This window comes from Bosea sp. (in: a-proteobacteria), from assembly GCF_023953965.1.
Taxonomy (GTDB): Bacteria; Pseudomonadota; Alphaproteobacteria; order Rhizobiales; family Beijerinckiaceae; genus Allobosea.
In genome coordinates this window covers 1,696,400-1,712,437 of record NZ_JAMLIX010000001.1, presented here as the reverse complement: position 1 = coordinate 1,712,437, position 16,038 = coordinate 1,696,400, and the positions used below count along the sequence as shown (strand labels likewise).

The following is a 16,038-nucleotide window of genomic DNA, read 5'->3' as shown; positions in this document are numbered from 1 at the left end:
TCCGACAGGACGCGCGATGATCTAGTCTTCCACGTAGGAGCTGAACAGGCCGGACGGCTTGACCAGCAGGAAGACGAGCAGGATCGAGAACGCGATCACGTCCTTGAAGCCGGCGTCGAAGAACAGGATCGCAAAGGACTGCAGCAGCCCGAGAATGATGCCGCCGACGAAGGCGCCGATCGGATTGCCCAACCCGCCGATGATCGCTGCGATGAAGCCCATGACCGAGAAGGTGGTGCCGATGTGATAGGCGGTGTACTGCGCCGGCGTGATCAGGATGCCGCTGATGGCTCCCAGCGCCGCGCTGAGCCCGAAGCTGTAGGTCAGCATTCGGTCGACCTTGATGCCGAGCAGAGGGGCGACATTGCGGTCCACCGCGCAGGCGCGCATCGCCTTGCCGAGCATGGTCTTCCTGTACAGCAGGTTCAGCAGCGCCATGATCAGCACCGACAGCACCGCCATCCACACGGTCTGTCGCGCGATGGAAGCGCCGAAGACCTGCAGCGGCGGCCCGGCGCTGAACGGCGGGAAGCTGTGCGCTTCGTCCCCGACGGTGTGCAGGACCGTGTTCTCGGCGATCACACCGAGAGCCAGCGTCGCCAGCATCATGACGAACAGCGACGTGTTACGCTTCCAGAGCGGCTTGATGATCGCCACCTCGAACAGCATGCCGATGACCGCGCTCAGGAGGATCGAGAGGATGATCGCGAACCAGATCGGCAGACCGGCGCGCTCGTAGAGCACGTAGGTGAGCGTGCCGCCGAGCATGACGAAGGCGCCCTGCGCGAAATTGACGATGCCGCTCGCGTTGAAAATGACCGAAAAGCCGATCGCGACCAACCCGTAGATGCAGCCGACGCTGAGACCGCTGACCAGGAATTGAAGATAAAGGCTCATATCATGTCCGCCTTCAATGCGACCGGTTGCGAGATATCGCCGAGATAGGCTTTCAGGACGGCGGGATTGGTCTTCACTTCGGCGGGCGTGCCGTGAGCGATGTACTGGCCGAAATCGAGGACATGGATGGTTTCGGCGACGCGCATGACCAAGCTCATGTCGTGCTCGACGAACAAGACCGTTGTGCCGCCGTCGCGGATCTTGCAGATGAGCGTCGCGAGGTTGTCGGATTCGGTGCGGTTGAGGCCCGCGGCCGGCTCGTCGAGCAGCAGGAGCTTGGGCTTGGCCGCCAGTGCGCGCGCCACTTCGAGCAAGCGCTGCTGGCCGTATGTCAGCGTCGAGGCCTCCGCGTTTTCCTGGTCGAGCAGGCCGACTTTGTCGAGCACGGCCCGCGCCTCGTCGATCCCGCGCCGCTCCTGATCGCGAAACCAGGCCGGGCGCAGCACCGCCGCGGCAAAGCCGCCGCGCGTTTGCGAATATAGGCCGACGCGCACGTTATCGAGCACGCTCATCTGGCGGAACAGGCGCACCAGCTGGAAGGTGCGGATCAGGCCGCGCTGCGCCACTTCGTCGGCCCGGGCATGGGTGATGTCGGTACCGTCGAAAGTCACCGTGCCCTCATCGGCGGCACGGAAGCCGGAGATGGCACTGAACAGCGTCGTCTTGCCGGCGCCGTTGGGTCCGATCACCGCGGTGATGCTGTGCCGCTCGACCGCGAAGGACACGTTATTGACTGCGACCACGCCGCCGAAGCGTTTGGTCACGCCCGCAACACGAAGGATGGGATCAGCCACGTTTCACCCCTCGCGACGAGCCATCGAACAAGCGCTCGGCCAAGCCGACGATCTGGCGGAATGCGCCGCTCGGCGCGAACATGATAACGGCGAGCAGAATGACGCCGTAGGCGAGCTGGCGATATTCCGCGAGCGGACCCAGGATCGCCGGCAACAGCGCGATGAGCACGGCTCCGACGACGGGGCCGTAGATCGTGCCGATGCCGCCGACGAACAGCATGGCGAAGAGCAGGGTCACGAGATCGAGGCCGAAGACCTCCGGGCTGAGGAAGCCGACGAAATGCGCCATCAGCGAGCCGGCAACGGCGGCATAGGCTGCCGAGATGACGAAGGCGGTCAGCTTCAGCCGCGCCGCATTGATGCCGAGCGCCGAGGCTGCCTCCTCATTGCCGGCGATGGCGCCGAGCGCGCGGCCGACGCGCGAATCCTTGATGCGGAACGACGACCAGATGCCGAGCGCGGCGATGGTCCAGACCACGTAATAATATTGAAGGTCGCTTGTGAGTTCGAGCGGACCGATGCCCAGCGGCGCGATGCCGGTGATGCCGGCGAACCCATTGGTCAGCGAGGTCAGCTGCACGGTGAGCGTATAGGCGATCATGCCCAGCGCCAGCGTCGCCATCGCGAGGTAGTGGCCGCGCAATTGCAGGGTGCGCGCGCCGATGATCAGCGCGGCAATGACCGAGATCACGATCGAGAACGCGAGCGCCGCCAGCGGCGGCCAGTTATGCGTCGTGGTCAGGATCGCGGTCGCATAGCCGCCGAGCACGGCAAAGGCGTTATGACCGAACGAGACCTGCCCGGTCTGCCCCATGAACAATTCGAGGCCGATCACCAGCACCGCGTAGATGCCCGCGAGGACGAGCAGCGACAGCACATAGGTGCTGGCGACGAAGGGCAGCATGGCGACGATGACGGCCATGCCGACAATGACGATACGCAGCGAGCGATTGCCCGCGGCGGCCCGCGGCGGCAACCCGAGCCCCGACGCCGCTGAAGTGTCCGGATCAGCCATGGTCGTGAGCTCCGAGATAGAGTTTGGCGAGCGCTTCTTCGGATGTGAGATCGGCAGCGCTCGCTTCGGTCGCGATGCGGCCGGATCGCAGCACATAGGCACGGCTTGCGATCTTCAGCGCGAGCGGCGCTTTCTGTTCCACCAGCAGAATGGTCAGGCCGCTGTTCTTCAGTGTTTCCAGGCTTTGCAGGATTTCATCCATCACGCGTGGCGCGAGACCGAGCGACGGCTCGTCGAGCAGCAGCAGCTTGGGGCTGCCGAGAATGGCGCGCCCGATGGCCAGCATCTGCTGTTCGCCGCCGGAAAGCGAACCGGCGCGCTGATTCTGTCGCTCCTTCAGGCGCGGGAACAGCGTGAACACCTTGTCGAGATCGGCATCGATCGCGCGGCGGCCGTCACGGCGCATATAGGAACCGAGGTCCAGGTTGTCCCGCACCGATAGCGGCCCGAGAATGCCACGGCCTTCCGGCACCATGATCAGGCCGGCGCTCGCGAGTTGATCGGTTGACCAGCTCTCGACCGCCTCTCCCTGGAATCTGATCGAGCCGGTGCGCTCCACCTGCGCCATCAGCGAGCGAAGCAGCGTCGATTTGCCCGCGCCGTTCGGCCCGAGCACGACGAGGACCTCGCCCCGGTTCACATGAAATGAAACCGAGTGCAGCACCTCGACGCGACCATAGGTGGCGGTAAGGTCGCGCGCGTCGAGCATGGTCGCGGCGGTCGTGGAGGCCGGCGATTGCGGGCGGGATGTTTCTGACACGAGCCTTCCTCAGTTCAGACGCCAGACAGCGCCGGTATCCTGGGCAATCGCTTTCAGCTTCGCCTTCAAGCCATCGGGTATGACGATGCCGTCGCGGCGGCGCTTCTCGGCCATCGCGCGCTCGGGATCGCCGGCCACCATGACCGGCTTCGCCGGATCGATCGGCCGCGTCGCCCGCAGATCGTCGCAGAGTTGCGCGACGTCGCCGCGGACATCGGCCGGATTGCGAAACAGGCCCGGATCGAGCGCGAGAAAGAAATGGCCGAGATGGCCCGGCCGCTGCGTGTGCGCGGGATCGGTGACCAGATCGGCGCCGGACAGGCATGACGACAGGATGTTGACCATCATGCTCAGGCCGTAGCCCTTGTGGCTGCTGCCGTCCGCAGTGCCGCCGAGCGGCGTCTGAAATCCCTTGCCGCCGACGACAACGCCCGGATCGGTGCTCGGGCCGCCGGCTTCATCCAGCACCCAGCCGAGCGGCGCGGACAGGCCTTCGTTCGCCTTGTTGCGGATCTTGCCGTAGGCGACCGTCGTGGTTGCCATGTCGAGCAGGAACGGCCGGCCCTCGTCGCCGGGGGCCGAGAAGCTCCATGGATCGGTGCCGAGCTTGCCCTCCGCGCCACCGGTCGGCGCCACGCGCACGCCCGGCGTCGTGGTCGTCGTGATCCCGATCAGGCCGGCCTCGGCAGCCATAGCGGTATAGTAGCCGCAAGCGCCGTAATGCGAGGAATGCCGCACCGAAACGGCAGCCATGCCGGATCGCTTCGCCTTGTCGATGGCCATCGTCATCGCCAGATGCGCCGGCGGATGACCGAGCCCGCCGCCGCCGTCGATGAGCGCCGACACCGGCGTTTCGCGCAGGATCGCGATGTCGGCCTGCATATCGACGCGGCCGGCGCGCCGCCAGTCGTCATACATGGTCAGCATCGAAATGCCGTGGCTCTCGATGCCGTGCAGATCAGCCCAGCCGAGCACCTCGGCGACGACCTTCGCCGGCGCGGGCGACATCGTCCAGCCCACCAGCACGTCTTCGATCTGCGCAACGATGGCTTCGGAACGGATGGTCACGTCGATCGCCCGATTGAAGGAACCGCGAGGAAGCGGGGCGGAGGCAACGGCGTGCCTTCCGCCCCTCGTTTTTCATCGATCAGTCGTGCAGGACGAACTTGCCGTCGACGATCTGCGTCATGATGAAGGGGTTCTTCACGATGCCCGTATGGTTGGTCGCCGAGAAGTTGTACTCGGCACCGGCACCGACATAGTCGCCCATCTGGTCGAAGGCGGCGCGCAGCTTTTCGCCGGACGTCGCATCCGCCTTCTTCACCGCAGCCGCGATGATCTGGACGGCATCCCAACCGCGGCTGGCCCAGGACGGGTCACGATCGCCATACTTCGCCTTCCAGACCGTCAGGAAGGACTCGACCGGCTTGCGAAGCGGCGAGTCGGCAGCGAGCGCATCGTAAATCTGCGGCGGCGGGGCCGGGAAGAAGAACTGCTTGCCGAGCACGTCCGCGCCGCCCTTGAGCACGTCGAGCGTGTCGGCATTGACCAGCAAGGGAATCGTCGAGTTGAGCTGCTTCAGACCCTTGGCCGCCGTCACGGTGCTGGGGCCGACGCCGATCTTCACGATCGCCTGTGCACCCGCCGCCTGCATCTTGGCGATATAGGCCGACATATCGGAATCGTTCTGCTGATACTGCTCGGTCGCAACGACCGTGATGCCGTATTCGCCGACGACGCTGGTCAGGTAGTTCTTCTGCAGCGCGGTGTAGGGCGTCGGATCATGCAGCACGCCGATCTTGGTCAGGTTCAGCTTCTCTTTGAGATACTTCAGACGCAGCGCGACTTCGAAGGTCGGCGGCGGCAGGAAGGAATAGGCCCATTTCGGATCACTTTCCTTGGGCGGCAGGATCGAACCGATGATCATCGGCACATTCTGGCGCGCCGCCAGCGGGTAGGCGGCCGCGTTGCCGGCTGAGCTCGATCCGTTGATCAGGATCGTCGCGCCGTTGGACAGCATCTTCTTGGTCACGTTGACGGCGTCGACCGGCTCCGAGCGCATGTCCTCGACCGTCATGGTAATCTTCTGGCCGTTGACGCCGCCGGCCTTGTTGATCTCCTCGACCGCCAGCATCGCGGCGTCATTCCAGGACCGGTCGATGGTGGCGAGGTAACCGGACAACGCGACCGCGCCGCCAATCTTGATGTCGGCCGCCTGCGAGGCGGTCGAGAACACGAGCATCGCGACGGCCGCAGCGATACCAGCTTTGCAATAAACGTACATGGCTTCTCCCCAGGTTAAACTTTGTTCTCGATATGCGTACTTTGTTAGCGAGGAGCTAACCTCCTGCTTTCATCCTTGTCAAACGTCCGGCGGTCCCGGAACGGGGTTTCGCGGCCCGTCAGACCACTGCAACGGCCTTTCTGACACCGGCGAGGCCCCTCGCGGCGGCCTCGCGCAGGAAGCCCTGATCGGACGACAACACGAACATGCTGGCTCCGAGCGAGCGCAGCCAGGTCGCCTCGGACTCGCCGCCGATATAGACGCTGACCGGCCTGCCGGCTTTTCGTGCGGCGGCGCAGATTTTCTCGACGGCCTCGCGCACCGCCGGCGGATCCTTCGACTGATCGGCAAAGGCGCAGGAGAGATCGGCGCGGCCGATAAACAGCGAGTCGATCCCGTCGACCGCCGCGATCGCCTCGATCTGGTCGAGCGCCTGCGGGTCTTCGATCTGCGCCACGACGACCGTCTGCTCGTCGCGCTCCTTGATGTGCTGCCACATCGGCACCGCCGTGTAGCCACCGGCGCGCGTGCTGGTGGCGAAACCGCGGCGGCCGCCGGCATAACGGCACAGGGCCACGGCCTCCCGGGCATGCTCGACCGTGGCGACATGCGGAACCAGCACGCCGGTCGCACCGCAATCGAGCACGGAGAGAATCGCTTCGGGTCCCGGTACACGCACCAATGCCGGCGTATCGGTCGCGCGTGCCGCCAACAGCGCGACATCGGTCGCGATGCGGTCGAACGGAGCGTGCTCCTGATCGATGACGACGAAGTCGAAACCGAGGCCGCCGACGATTTCGGCGGCATGGCTGGTCGGCGTCTTTAGGAACGTGCCGATCAGATTGTCTCCGGCATGCAGCCGGGAGCGAAAGCTATCGGTCCTGGACATGATGCCTCCCCGCGTCCTGCGGCATCGGATAGTCGTCGGCATTCAGGACCCAGCCCGGCTTCTCGGAGAAGTCGATGCGCGGCGGGCAGAAAATGTCGACGAGCTGGTTCGCGCCCTCGCCGGTCGCGGCCGTGGTGTGGATCGCCGGCGGGGGGATGACGGCGATCGAGGGCGAGCCGCAGAATTCATGGTCGTCAGCGTGCCAGTGCTGCTTGTTGACGGTCCACGGCCAGCGCAGATGGTGGACGAAGTCACCCTCGAGCGCGAGCGAGCATTGCTCGAAGTCGTCATGGTGGTGCGGCGACATCTTGGTCTCGTCGCGCGGCCCCTGCCAGATGTCGAGACAGTTCACCATGAACGTCGTGCAGCGCCAGATACGCCCGAACCGACCGGGCTCCGGCGGCACGTCGAGATCGTAGACACGGAGCTTGTAGCCGTCTTTCGGCACCGGCCAGGCCACGGCCTCCGAGACATGTGGCTTGGCCTGGGCATAGGCGTCGGCATTGGCGCTTTTTGCCGCGATGTCGGCCGACTTGGTCGTGAACATGCGCACGACACGGCCTGGAGCGATCATGCGCAGGCTCGACTTGCCCGGCGGCACGAAGGCAAGCGAGCCTCCCTTCACGCGCTGCGTACCGTCCTCGGTCGCAATCTCGGCCGAGGCGGCGGGATCCGGCAGCAGCACGACATATTCGTCGGGCTGGGCGTCGCGCGACAGCTCGGCCCCCTTCTCCAGCTCGGAATAGACGATGACGAAGTTTTGGCCACGGCCATACCAGGTCTTGCCCCAAGCGCCCTCTTCCTGCGCCGGCTCCCGATAGAAGCGCAGATATTCAGCGCGACCGAAGGGCCCCGAGGCCGGCAGCTTCGCATCGGCGGCCGGAGTGGCGGCCAGTTTGGCGCGCGGGTCGGTCGTGTCGTACATCGCAAGCTCCCTCGGCACTCTTCTTGGTTCGGCGCGGTCACGAGGCCTTCGGAAGGTCGGCTTCGATGCCGAGCATCCGCGCGGCATTGGTCGAAACCATCTTGCGGATCTGTTCGTCGCCGTAGCCGAAGTCGATGCACAGACGGATGCCGCGCCGGAAGCCTTCGATCGGGCCGAACACGCCGACCTGGCCGAGATCCGAGCACATCACGGTCCGGTCGACGCCGGCCGCCTCGATCTGGTCGCGCAGATCCCCGCCGTCGCGAGTCTTGAACTTCGAGCCCTCGAGGAACATGCACAGCGAGTGCTCGACGAAAGCACCCATCGCGGCGATGCCCTTCACGTCGTCGAGGCTGGCATCGACGATGTCTTCCGGATGCGTCAGCACCATCCTCTTCACGCCGCGACGCCTGGCTTCCTCGAACACGATCCAGCTTTCGCTGACATGGATATGTCCGCTCGCCAGCACCATGTCGTTCCTGGCGATGATGTCGATGACCTCCTTGACCTCGTCGCGCAGCGTCTTCCTGTCGTCGTTGAGCACGGGAACCGGCGACGCCGCCCGAATCTTGCCGGTCGAAGCCGGGTGCTGCCAACTCGAGGTCTTTTCCCAGCGCAGATGGTTTTCCGCCGCCAGCGTGGGGAACCAGACGACCTTGCCGCCCATCGCCGCCATGTGTTCGACGGCATAGGGGTTGAAGCCGCCGATCACGTTGTTGAGCGCGATGCTGGAATAGATCTTCGTCTTGAGCTCGGGATGATGGCGCTTGATCAGTTCCGCCGTCATCACGCCGCTGTAGTCGTGATCCTTCGTCACCACGGCGGCAAAGCCGGCTGCGGACGCCTGCTGCAGAAGCTCGAGATGATCGACGCCGCGCGGCGCGATCGATGGGCCGCTATGCACATGCGGATCGATGGCGCCGACGAGAAGATCGTCGATGCGGCGTTCGATGGCGGCTTCCTGCGCAAGGCTCATGAGCAAATTTCCTGACTGGCCGCCCCTGGCAACAGCCAGGGCGTGTTCGCGAAAGCAAAACACCGTTTCATATCGTGTAGGTTTTTAAAAGCGACTCTGTCAATGATTGCCTTTGATACAGCGCAATATGGCCGATGACAAAGGCCTTTTGAAACCCTCCACGGCGTCTTGGATTATGTCTCATGATTGCATATGATGTTCCGCAACCGCGAACGTGTTGGGGGATGAAACATGGCCGGGCAAGACAATTCGGGCGTACGCTCGGTCCAGCTTGCGATCGACGTGCTGGAAGCGGTGGCCTTTTCCGAAGACGAACTGGGCGTGACCCAGATCGCGGAACGCCTGAGCGTGACCAAGGGCTCGGTGCATCGCCATCTGCATACGCTCGTCGAGCGCGGCTATTTGGTGCAAAATCCGGCGACCACGCGCTACCGCATGGGCGCGCGCAGCCGCCTGCTGTCGCGGCTCGCCACGGACACCGATCTCGTGCAGATCTCGGAGGGGCCGATGCGTGCCCTGCGCGACGAGCTCGGCCACACCGTCGTCCTGTCGGAGATGACGCCGCGCGGGGCGCTCGTCGTCTCGAAGGCGACCAACACCTCGGCGATCGAAATCGGCGTACGCTCGGGCAGCGAACTGGCGTTCCACGCCTCCGCGCAGGGCAAGGTGATGCTCGCCTATGCGCCGAAGCCGTTTCAGGAGCGCGTGCTGGCCCGCAAGCTGCTGCCATTCACCGACAAGACGATCACGTCGGCCCCGCGCATCGAAGAAGAACTGATCGAGATCGCCAAGCGCGGTTTCGCCTCCGCGCCGGAAGAGGCGATGCTCGGCATTAATGCGGTAGCTGCGCCGATCTTCGATAGTCAGGACGCCTGCGTCGCGTCGATCGCCATCGTCGGCTCGATCCAGTTCCTACCCATCGAGCCCATTCCCCGCGATACCGGCACATTGATCGAAACCAGCCAGCAGATATCCCGGCGGCTCGGCCACGGACGGCAAGTCGATCACGGACGGCCCGCCAAGCCAGCCCGTTAGCCACACTTCTAGAGTATTTTCGAGCGAAGTGGACACCGGTTCGCGTGAAGAAAATGCGATAAAACAAAGACTTAGAGCAATTCCGCGATTCGGAGAATCGCGGAATTGCTCTAAGTCCGTTCGAAACGGGAAAGGCGATGCGCGGTCCGCGCGATCCGATTGTGTCCGGCGATACGGCCCGGGGCATTGATTTCGAGGCCGGGATCGCGGTTTTGCCCTTTCCCTTTCAGGCTCCCTTGTGCCGGGCGGCGATGGACAGCTCGGCTTCGAGCTTGACCTCGCCGTTCTGATCGACTGCCCAGACTTCCAGGTGTTCGCCGTCGTTCCCGGCTTTTCGAGACATCACAGCGACTGTGATAACGTCACCAATCCGGCCGGTGCGGGTGAAACGGATGCTAAAGTCCCTGATATCGCAATCGGGATATACCGCCTCGACGGCGCGTCCGGCATAGGCGGCGAGCAGCATGCCGTGCGCGATCACGTCGTCCAGGCCCGACGCCCTTGCTGCTTCGGGGTCCAGATGGATGGGATTATGGTCGCCGGACGCCTCGGCGAACTCCGCCAGAGTCTTTCGCGTGATCGGCGGCATTGTCAGTGTACGGGACGGTGTCATGAGCCGGCGCCCTGCCGGGCTGCGACGGTCGTGGTCAGCAAGGCGACCAACCGGTGCTCGGCGTCCGTGACGCTGGTCTCGACCGAGACGAACAGCAGGGCTCCCCTGCTCTTTTCCACCGCCCCGGACAGACGCGGCAAGAAAGTCAGCTTCCGGCCGGCAAGGATCGGCGAGATGATCCGAAACGACTGTCCGGCGTGCAGGATGGCGGCCTGCTCGATCCCAAGCTCATCATAGATGTCGAAGGGCCGCGGCTTCATGATGCTGAGCGTGAACAGGAAGGTCGGTGGGGCGGGTATGGTTTCATAGCCGGCTGCCCGTGCCGCGGCCTCCTCGAAATAGACCGGCCGCGTCTCGCCGATCGCATGGGCGAAGCGGGCGATGTGTCCTGCGTCGACGACGGCGTCATGCGCCGGAAAGACCCGGCCGATCTGGGCTGAAACACGGACGGCGAGCGGAGACGGGCGCGGCAAGCGTCAGGCCTCCGCCACGGCACGCGTCCGCCGCCGCGTCGCCGCGACCGCTCCGGGATAATTGCAGATGGCCGAATGCACAGGGCCGACACCGGCACCGATGTCGCGCATGGGGGTGCCGCTATAGCCGTATCTCGCAAAACGATCGAGCGCTGCGGGCAGGAACTCCCCGCGGCGCGGCATCTCGGTCTTTCCGGACATCGATATCCCCGCTTCCATCGCCAGCATACAGGCGAGGCTCCCGCTTGACCAGAGCGGTCGCTCTGTGCAACAACCCAGCCAAGAGCGATCGCTCTGCCGCATCCCGGATGGCCGCGATCGAGCCTGGCAACGGGAACAGCTCCAGGGGGAGATCAAATGCCTAACACGCCAGCGATCGACGTCAGCGTGCGGCCGATGCCGCGGGAAATCGCCGAGCGCTACGGCCGGCTTCCGGAATACCGGCATATCTTCGAGCACATCTTCAGGCGGCCGGACGTCATCAACCAGGGCATTCCGCTGGAGGAGATGGTGGCGGAAATGGACCGCCACAACATCGAGCGCATCCTCGTCAGCGGCTATGACGCACGGCTGACGCGCAACCTGCATGTCGAGAACGAGTGGGTCGCCGCGCTCGCCGAAAAGCTGCCGGGGCGGGTCATCCCCGGCGTCGGCATCGATCCCAAGCGCGACATCATGGAATCGCTCGACGAGATCGAGCGTTTCGGCCGCGACAAGGGGTTCCGTTTCGTCCGCATGCTGCCCTACGCGGCGGACCTGACGCCGGATGACCGGCGCTTCTACCCGATCTATGCCAAATGCTGCGAACTCGACATGGCCGTCTGGCTGCAGGTCGGCCATACGGCGGGGCTGATGCCGTCCGATCCCGGCCGTCCGATCTATCTCGACCGCGTGGCGCTCGATTTTCCCAGGCTGAAGCTGATCGGCGGCCATATCGGCTGGCCCTGGGAGAGCGAGATGATCGCCATGGCGCTGAAGCATCCCAACGTCTATTTCAGCACCTGCGCCCATGCGCCGGACCACTGGCCGCCGGCCGCCCTGCAGTTCCTCAAGACGCGCGGCAAGCGCAAGGTCATCTTCGGGACCAACTGGCCCTATATCGGCTACGATCGCTACTTCCAGGATTTCGACCGGCTGGAGCTGGACCCGCAGACCGAGCGCCTCTTCCTGCGCGACAACCTGCTTCGTGTCCTTGGCCTCCAGTAGGAGCCCGCCCGATGCTGCTTGTCGATCATTTCGAGCGGACCGCCCGCGAAAACCCCGGCCAGACCTTCGTCCACTTCGTGCAGGACGATGCGCAAAGCGACGTCAAGCTAACCTATGCCGAAGCGCAGGAGCGGGCCGCGCATTTCGCCGCCCTGCTCAAGGGCCTCGGCGTCCGGCGCGGCGAGCCGGTGGCGCTGCTGGTGCCGAATTCGGCGGAATGGCTGGTCTATTATTTCGGCTGCCAGAAGATCGGCGCGGTGGCCTCCGGCCTCAACACCGACCTGCGCGTCGGCGAGCTCAAGGGCTTCCTCGAGACGATCAACCCGCGCGTGCTGGTGACGACCGCCGCGTTGAACGCGCTCGCGCAGGAACTGCGCACCGTCTCGCCCGGCATCCGGCACATCCTCAGCGACGCCCCGGCCGGCGACATGCTCGATGCATCGGCGCGCTCGCCGGAGCCGATGCTCGCCCGCGATCCGACGCTCGACGATGACGCGCTGCTCAGCATCGTCTTCACCTCCGGCACCACCGGGGCCCGGCCGAAGGCGGCCTTGCAGCGATCCAGCAGCATCATCAACGGCATCGCCGGCTATCAGGAGCATGTCCGGCTTACCGCCGACGACCGCATCATGCTGGTCACGCCGCTCTTCCATGGCTCGGCGCTCAACTGGGGCACGACCATGGCGGTGCTCGCCGGCGCGCCGATCGTGCTCGCCGCGCGGTTCAGCGCCTCGCGCTTTTGGGGTCAGGCCGATCGCGGCGGCGCCACCGTGTTGTGGACCATGGGCGCCATCGCCGTCATCCTGCTCGGCATGCCGGTGTCGGATGTCGAGAAGCGGGCTTCGGCAAGGCTGCGCATCCTCTTCGCCAACGGTGCAGGCGGCCGTTGGCGGCAGGTCAAGGAGCGCTGGGATTGCGGCGTGCTCGACGGCTATGGCTCGACCGAAACGCCGGGAACGCTCGCCTCCGCGGATTGCTACGACCTGCCGGATCCCTATCCTTGCCTCGGGCGCCCGGTGAAGGGCGTCGCGCTGCGCATCGTCGATCCGGAGACGGGCGCGGATGTCGCGGTGCGCGAGGTCGGCGAAATCGTCTCGCGCTTCGGCCAGGGCTTCGCCGGCTACTTCAACAACGAAGCCGCGCTCGAGGAGGCCGTCCGTGACGGCTGGTTCCATACCGGAGACCTCGCCTATCACGACGAGGAGAACCGCTACTTCTTCGTCGACCGCCTGAAGTCGATCATCCGGCGCGGCGGCGAAAACATTTCGAGCTTCGAGATCGAGAACCTCGTCGTCCAGCATCCCGAGGTGCACGAGGCGATCGCCCTGCCCAAGGCGCATGACGTACTGGGCGAGACGGTCTTCCTCGGGCTCGTCCCGCTGCAGCCCGGCCGCAGCTTCACGCTGGAGGAGATCCACGATTTCGTCCGCGACCATCTGGCGCCGTTCAAGTGGCCGGAAGAGGTCCGCACGCTCGATCCGGCGACGATTCCGCGCACCGAAAGCGGCAAGGTCAAGAAGCTGCTGCTGCGCCAGGCGCTGGGGTTGACGCGATGATCGACATGGGTATCGAGGCCCTCAAGGCCAACTGGTCGAAAGCCTGCGCCGCCCCTGCGGGCATCGACAAGTCGAAGCCGCTGAAGGCGGCGGTGGCCGCGGCCGTGAGGCCCGGCGACACGCTCTATTTCGGCGGGTCGATGGCGCGGCCGAATGCGGCGATGTTCGAGGTCGCCCGGCAATATTGGGGCAAGGCGCCCGGCTTCACCCTGGCCGCGCCGGCCGTGGCGAACCAGCATGCGCCGCTGATCCGGGGCGGGCTCGTCAGGAAGGTCGTCAGCTCCATCCATGCGCTGACCTTCCCGACGCCGGCGCCGCATCCGGTCTATGTCGAGGCAGCCCGCGATGACACCGTCACCTTCGAAAACTGGTCGTTGCTGACGCTCAAGCAGCGTTTGATGGCGGCAGCCCTCGGACTTCCCTTCATGCCGACGGGCTCGCTCGCCGGCAGCGACATGGCCAGGGAACGCGAAGCGGCGGGGCAGTTCGCCAGTCTCGACAACCCCTTCGGCGACGGCAAGGCTTCGGTCGTCGCGCCCTTTGCGCCGGACGTGACCTTCATCCATGCGCTGGCGGCCGATCGCTTCGGCAACACCATCATCTGCCCGCCGCTCTATGATGGCGTCTGGGCGGCGTTCGCGGCCAAGCGCAGCGTCGTCGTCAGCGTCGAGCGGATCGTCGACAGCGCTTTCATCAGCCGGTATTCGCACCTGGTGCAGATTCCCGGCCACATGGTCTCGGCTGTCTGCGAAGTGCCGCTCGGCGGCCATCCCAACTCCTTGCCGGGCGATCCCGTGCCGGAAGTGCCGGGCTATCCCGACGACTACGCGTTTCTCGAAGCCCTGCGCGCCGCCGGCAAGGATGGCGAGGCGCTGGATCGCTGGTCGCGGGAGTGGATCGTCGAATGCGACAGCCACGAGGCCTACCTCGCCAAGCTCGGCATGGATCGCATCCATGCCCTGCGCGGCCGCCGCGCCGAGGACGGCTGGCAGTTCGAATGGCCGCAGTTGTCGGAAGTGGCGAGCGCCCGGGCATCCGGCGAAAACGAGCGGCATGCCATTCTCGCCATGCGCATCCTGCAGCGGCGGCTGAAGAGCGGCGGGCTGTCCTGCATTCTCGCGGGCCTCGGCATCTCCTCGCTCGCCGCCTGGATGGCCTCGATGCGCGAGCGCCAGGAAGGACACAACGTGCCGCTGATGGTGGAAGCCGGCATGTACGGCTATCTGCCGTCGCCGGCCGACCCCTTCCTGTTCAACTATCGCAACATGGCCGGCGGGCTGATGCAGTCGGATGCGCTGACGACGCTCGGCGTGCTCACCGGCGGCCCGCGCAACCAGGCGGTCGGCGTGCTGGGGGCGGCCCAGGTCGATCGCGCCGGCAATCTCAACACGACGAAGCTGCCCAACCTGCTGCTGACGGGATCGGGCGGCGCCAACGATATCGGCTCCGGTGCTTCCGAGGTGCTGGTGACGATCGCCCATTCGGTCCATCGCCTCGTCGAAAAGGCCGATTTCGTCACGACGCCGGGACGTGCGGTGAAGACGATCGTCACGCCGCTCGCCGTTCTCGAGCGGCGCGCGGACGGTGAATACGCGCTGACGCATGTGCTGGCGCGCGGCGATACGCCGAAGGACGAGTTGATCGCCCGGGCCGTCGCCAAGACCGGCTGGCCGCTCGCCGTCGCGGCAAAGGTCGCCGTCGAACCCGAGCCGACCGAGGACGAGATCGTCTTCGCCCGTCAGATGGATCCGAAAGGATTGTTCCTTGGCTGACGAAACCGACCTGTTTGCAATCCCGCTCAGCTACCGCGCCGACGTCCTGGCGGGCCAGGTCGCGCTGGTCACCGGCGGCGGCACCGGGCTCGGCCGCGCAATTGCGATCGCCATGGCGCGGCTCGGCGCCAAGGTTTTCATCTGCGGCCGCCGCGCCGATCCCCTGGCCGCCACGGTCGCGGAGATCAGGGCGCATGGCCTTCTCGCCGAGGCGATCCCGTGCTCGGTGCGCGATCGCGAGCAGATCGCGTCGCTGCTCGACAGGATCTACACCGAGGACGGCCGGCTCGACATCCTGGTCAACAATGGCGGCGGACAGTTCGTGCAGTCGGCGATCGACCTGACGCCGAACGGCTGGCAGGCCGTCATCGACACCAATCTCAACGGCACCTGGAACATGATGCAGATGGCGGCGCAGCGCTGGCGCGACCATCGGCAGGGCGGGCGCATCGTCAATGTCGTGCTCGATATCTGGCGGGGTATTCCGGGCATGGCGCATTCGGTCGCCGCGCGTGCCGGCGTCGTCTATCTGTCGAAGACGGTTGCGGTCGAATGGGCGCCGTTGGATATCCGGGTCAATTGCCTGGCGCCCGGCGTCGTCGAAACCGGGGCGCTCGAAAACTATCCCGACGAAGTCCGCGCCAAGGTGCGGCGCGACGCCAATGTGCAACGCCGCGCCGGCTCGACGATCGAGGTCGTCGAGGGTTGCCTTTATCTCGTCCTGCCGTCCTCGGGTTTCGTCACCGGCGAAGTGCTGACGGTGGACGGCGGCCAGCAATTATGGGGCGACGTCTGGGCGGTGCCGAAACCCGGCCATTTCCGTTTTTCATCCTGAGGAGATGT

At 65.4% G+C, this 16,038-nt stretch carries 17 protein-coding genes; 5 read left to right on the top strand and 12 right to left on the bottom strand.

Translation table 11 applies throughout. The features are described from left to right. Positions 1-21: 21 nt before the first annotated feature. The 9 genes from M9917_RS07955 to M9917_RS07915 form a co-directional block, all read right to left on the bottom strand. Positions 22-897: a branched-chain amino acid ABC transporter permease gene (locus M9917_RS07955; RefSeq protein ID WP_297252507.1), complete on the bottom strand. Its 876-nt coding sequence runs from the start codon at positions 895-897 to the stop codon at positions 22-24. Then, positions 894-1,691 carry an ABC transporter ATP-binding protein gene (locus M9917_RS07950; protein WP_297252505.1) on the bottom strand — a complete coding sequence of 266 codons (798 nt, stop codon included), beginning with the start codon at positions 1,689-1,691 and terminating at the stop codon, positions 894-896. Before M9917_RS07950 ends, M9917_RS07955 begins: the two co-directional genes overlap by 4 nt. Continuing rightward, the gene (locus M9917_RS07945; protein WP_297252504.1) at positions 1,684-2,706 is read right to left on the bottom strand and encodes a branched-chain amino acid ABC transporter permease; all 1,023 of its coding nucleotides are present in this window, start codon (positions 2,704-2,706) and stop codon (positions 1,684-1,686) included. Before M9917_RS07945 ends, M9917_RS07950 begins: the two co-directional genes overlap by 8 nt. Beyond that, on the bottom strand, positions 2,699-3,415 hold the full coding sequence (locus M9917_RS07940) for an ABC transporter ATP-binding protein (protein WP_297252502.1): 717 nt from the start codon (positions 3,413-3,415) through the stop codon (positions 2,699-2,701). The genes M9917_RS07945 and M9917_RS07940 overlap by 8 nt, the downstream gene beginning before the upstream one ends. Positions 3,416-3,475: 60 nt before the next feature. Continuing rightward, entirely contained in the window at positions 3,476-4,534 is a 1,059-nt protein-coding gene (locus M9917_RS07935; RefSeq protein WP_297252500.1) for an Ldh family oxidoreductase, read from the bottom strand. Positions 4,535-4,613: 79 nt separating this feature from the next. Then, positions 4,614-5,750 (bottom strand): ABC transporter substrate-binding protein, encoded by a 1,137-nt coding sequence (locus M9917_RS07930; RefSeq protein WP_297252498.1) that lies wholly within the window; start codon positions 5,748-5,750, stop codon positions 4,614-4,616. Positions 5,751-5,868: 118 nt separating this feature from the next. Then, a complete protein-coding gene (locus M9917_RS07925; RefSeq protein WP_297252497.1) occupies positions 5,869-6,639 on the bottom strand; it encodes an HpcH/HpaI aldolase family protein in 771 nt (256 codons plus the stop codon). Then, positions 6,623-7,564: a hypothetical protein gene (locus tag M9917_RS07920; RefSeq protein ID WP_297252495.1), complete on the bottom strand. Its 942-nt coding sequence runs from the start codon at positions 7,562-7,564 to the stop codon at positions 6,623-6,625. Before M9917_RS07920 ends, M9917_RS07925 begins: the two co-directional genes overlap by 17 nt. Before the next feature lie 37 nt (positions 7,565-7,601). Then, positions 7,602-8,540, bottom strand: coding sequence for a DUF6282 family protein (locus M9917_RS07915; RefSeq protein ID WP_297252494.1), 939 nt, complete (start codon positions 8,538-8,540; stop codon positions 7,602-7,604). 231 nt (positions 8,541-8,771) lie between these two features. Here M9917_RS07915 and M9917_RS07910 point away from each other — a divergent pair, with 231 nt between their 5' ends. After that, positions 8,772-9,575: an IclR family transcriptional regulator gene (locus M9917_RS07910; protein WP_297252492.1), complete on the top strand. Its 804-nt coding sequence runs from the start codon at positions 8,772-8,774 to the stop codon at positions 9,573-9,575. A 226-nt stretch (positions 9,576-9,801) separates the two neighbouring features. On the opposite strand, the gene M9917_RS07905 is transcribed toward M9917_RS07910, so the two are convergent. From M9917_RS07905 to M9917_RS07895, 3 genes are read right to left on the bottom strand one after another with little or no spacing between them, the layout of a single operon-like run. Further along, on the bottom strand, positions 9,802-10,188 hold the full coding sequence (locus M9917_RS07905) for a MaoC/PaaZ C-terminal domain-containing protein (protein ID WP_297252490.1): 387 nt from the start codon (positions 10,186-10,188) through the stop codon (positions 9,802-9,804). After that, positions 10,185-10,661 carry a MaoC family dehydratase N-terminal domain-containing protein gene (locus tag M9917_RS07900; protein ID WP_297252488.1) on the bottom strand — a complete coding sequence of 159 codons (477 nt, stop codon included), beginning with the start codon at positions 10,659-10,661 and terminating at the stop codon, positions 10,185-10,187. The genes M9917_RS07905 and M9917_RS07900 overlap by 4 nt, the downstream gene beginning before the upstream one ends. A 3-nt stretch (positions 10,662-10,664) precedes the next feature. Then, a complete protein-coding gene (locus M9917_RS07895) occupies positions 10,665-10,889 on the bottom strand; it encodes a hypothetical protein (protein ID WP_297252486.1) in 225 nt (74 codons plus the stop codon). A gap of 129 nt (positions 10,890-11,018) precedes the next feature. Between M9917_RS07895 and M9917_RS07890 the strand changes: the two genes are divergently transcribed. Genes M9917_RS07890 through M9917_RS07875 form a run of 4 tightly spaced genes read left to right on the top strand, consistent with a single transcriptional unit; the run spans position 11,019 to position 16,030 of the window. Further along, a complete protein-coding gene (locus M9917_RS07890; RefSeq protein ID WP_297252484.1) occupies positions 11,019-11,867 on the top strand; it encodes an amidohydrolase family protein in 849 nt (282 codons plus the stop codon). A gap of 11 nt (positions 11,868-11,878) precedes the next feature. Continuing rightward, the gene (locus M9917_RS07885) at positions 11,879-13,423 is read left to right on the top strand and encodes a class I adenylate-forming enzyme family protein (protein ID WP_297252482.1); all 1,545 of its coding nucleotides are present in this window, start codon (positions 11,879-11,881) and stop codon (positions 13,421-13,423) included. Further along, a complete protein-coding gene (locus M9917_RS07880; RefSeq protein WP_297252480.1) occupies positions 13,420-15,195 on the top strand; it encodes a CoA-transferase in 1,776 nt (591 codons plus the stop codon). Before M9917_RS07885 ends, M9917_RS07880 begins: the two co-directional genes overlap by 4 nt. Beyond that, the gene (locus tag M9917_RS07875) at positions 15,188-16,030 is read left to right on the top strand and encodes an SDR family oxidoreductase (RefSeq protein ID WP_297252478.1); all 843 of its coding nucleotides are present in this window, start codon (positions 15,188-15,190) and stop codon (positions 16,028-16,030) included. Before M9917_RS07880 ends, M9917_RS07875 begins: the two co-directional genes overlap by 8 nt. The last annotated feature ends 8 nt before the right edge of the window (positions 16,031-16,038 follow it).

Excerpts from the sequence above, each read along its gene's own strand:
- M9917_RS07940 (WP_297252502.1), bottom strand. The coding sequence starts at position 3,415 with ATGCTCGACGCGCGCGACCTTACCGCCACCTATGGTCGCGTCGAGGTG.
- M9917_RS07905 (WP_297252490.1), bottom strand. The coding sequence starts at position 10,188 with ATGACACCGTCCCGTACACTGACAATGCCGCCGATCACGCGAAAGACT.
- M9917_RS07895 (WP_297252486.1), bottom strand. The coding sequence starts at position 10,889 with ATGCTGGCGATGGAAGCGGGGATATCGATGTCCGGAAAGACCGAGATG.
- M9917_RS07890 (WP_297252484.1), top strand. The coding sequence starts at position 11,019 with ATGCCTAACACGCCAGCGATCGACGTCAGCGTGCGGCCGATGCCGCGG.
- M9917_RS07885 (WP_297252482.1), top strand. The coding sequence starts at position 11,879 with ATGCTGCTTGTCGATCATTTCGAGCGGACCGCCCGCGAAAACCCCGGC.
- M9917_RS07955 (WP_297252507.1), bottom strand. The coding sequence starts at position 897 with ATGAGCCTTTATCTTCAATTCCTGGTCAGCGGTCTCAGCGTCGGCTGC.
- M9917_RS07920 (WP_297252495.1), bottom strand. The coding sequence starts at position 7,564 with ATGTACGACACGACCGACCCGCGCGCCAAACTGGCCGCCACTCCGGCC.
- M9917_RS07930 (WP_297252498.1), bottom strand. The coding sequence starts at position 5,750 with ATGTACGTTTATTGCAAAGCTGGTATCGCTGCGGCCGTCGCGATGCTC.
- M9917_RS07945 (WP_297252504.1), bottom strand. The coding sequence starts at position 2,706 with ATGGCTGATCCGGACACTTCAGCGGCGTCGGGGCTCGGGTTGCCGCCG.
- M9917_RS07910 (WP_297252492.1), top strand. The coding sequence starts at position 8,772 with ATGGCCGGGCAAGACAATTCGGGCGTACGCTCGGTCCAGCTTGCGATC.
- M9917_RS07880 (WP_297252480.1), top strand. The coding sequence starts at position 13,420 with ATGATCGACATGGGTATCGAGGCCCTCAAGGCCAACTGGTCGAAAGCC.
- M9917_RS07925 (WP_297252497.1), bottom strand. The coding sequence starts at position 6,639 with ATGTCCAGGACCGATAGCTTTCGCTCCCGGCTGCATGCCGGAGACAAT.
- M9917_RS07915 (WP_297252494.1), bottom strand. The coding sequence starts at position 8,540 with ATGAGCCTTGCGCAGGAAGCCGCCATCGAACGCCGCATCGACGATCTT.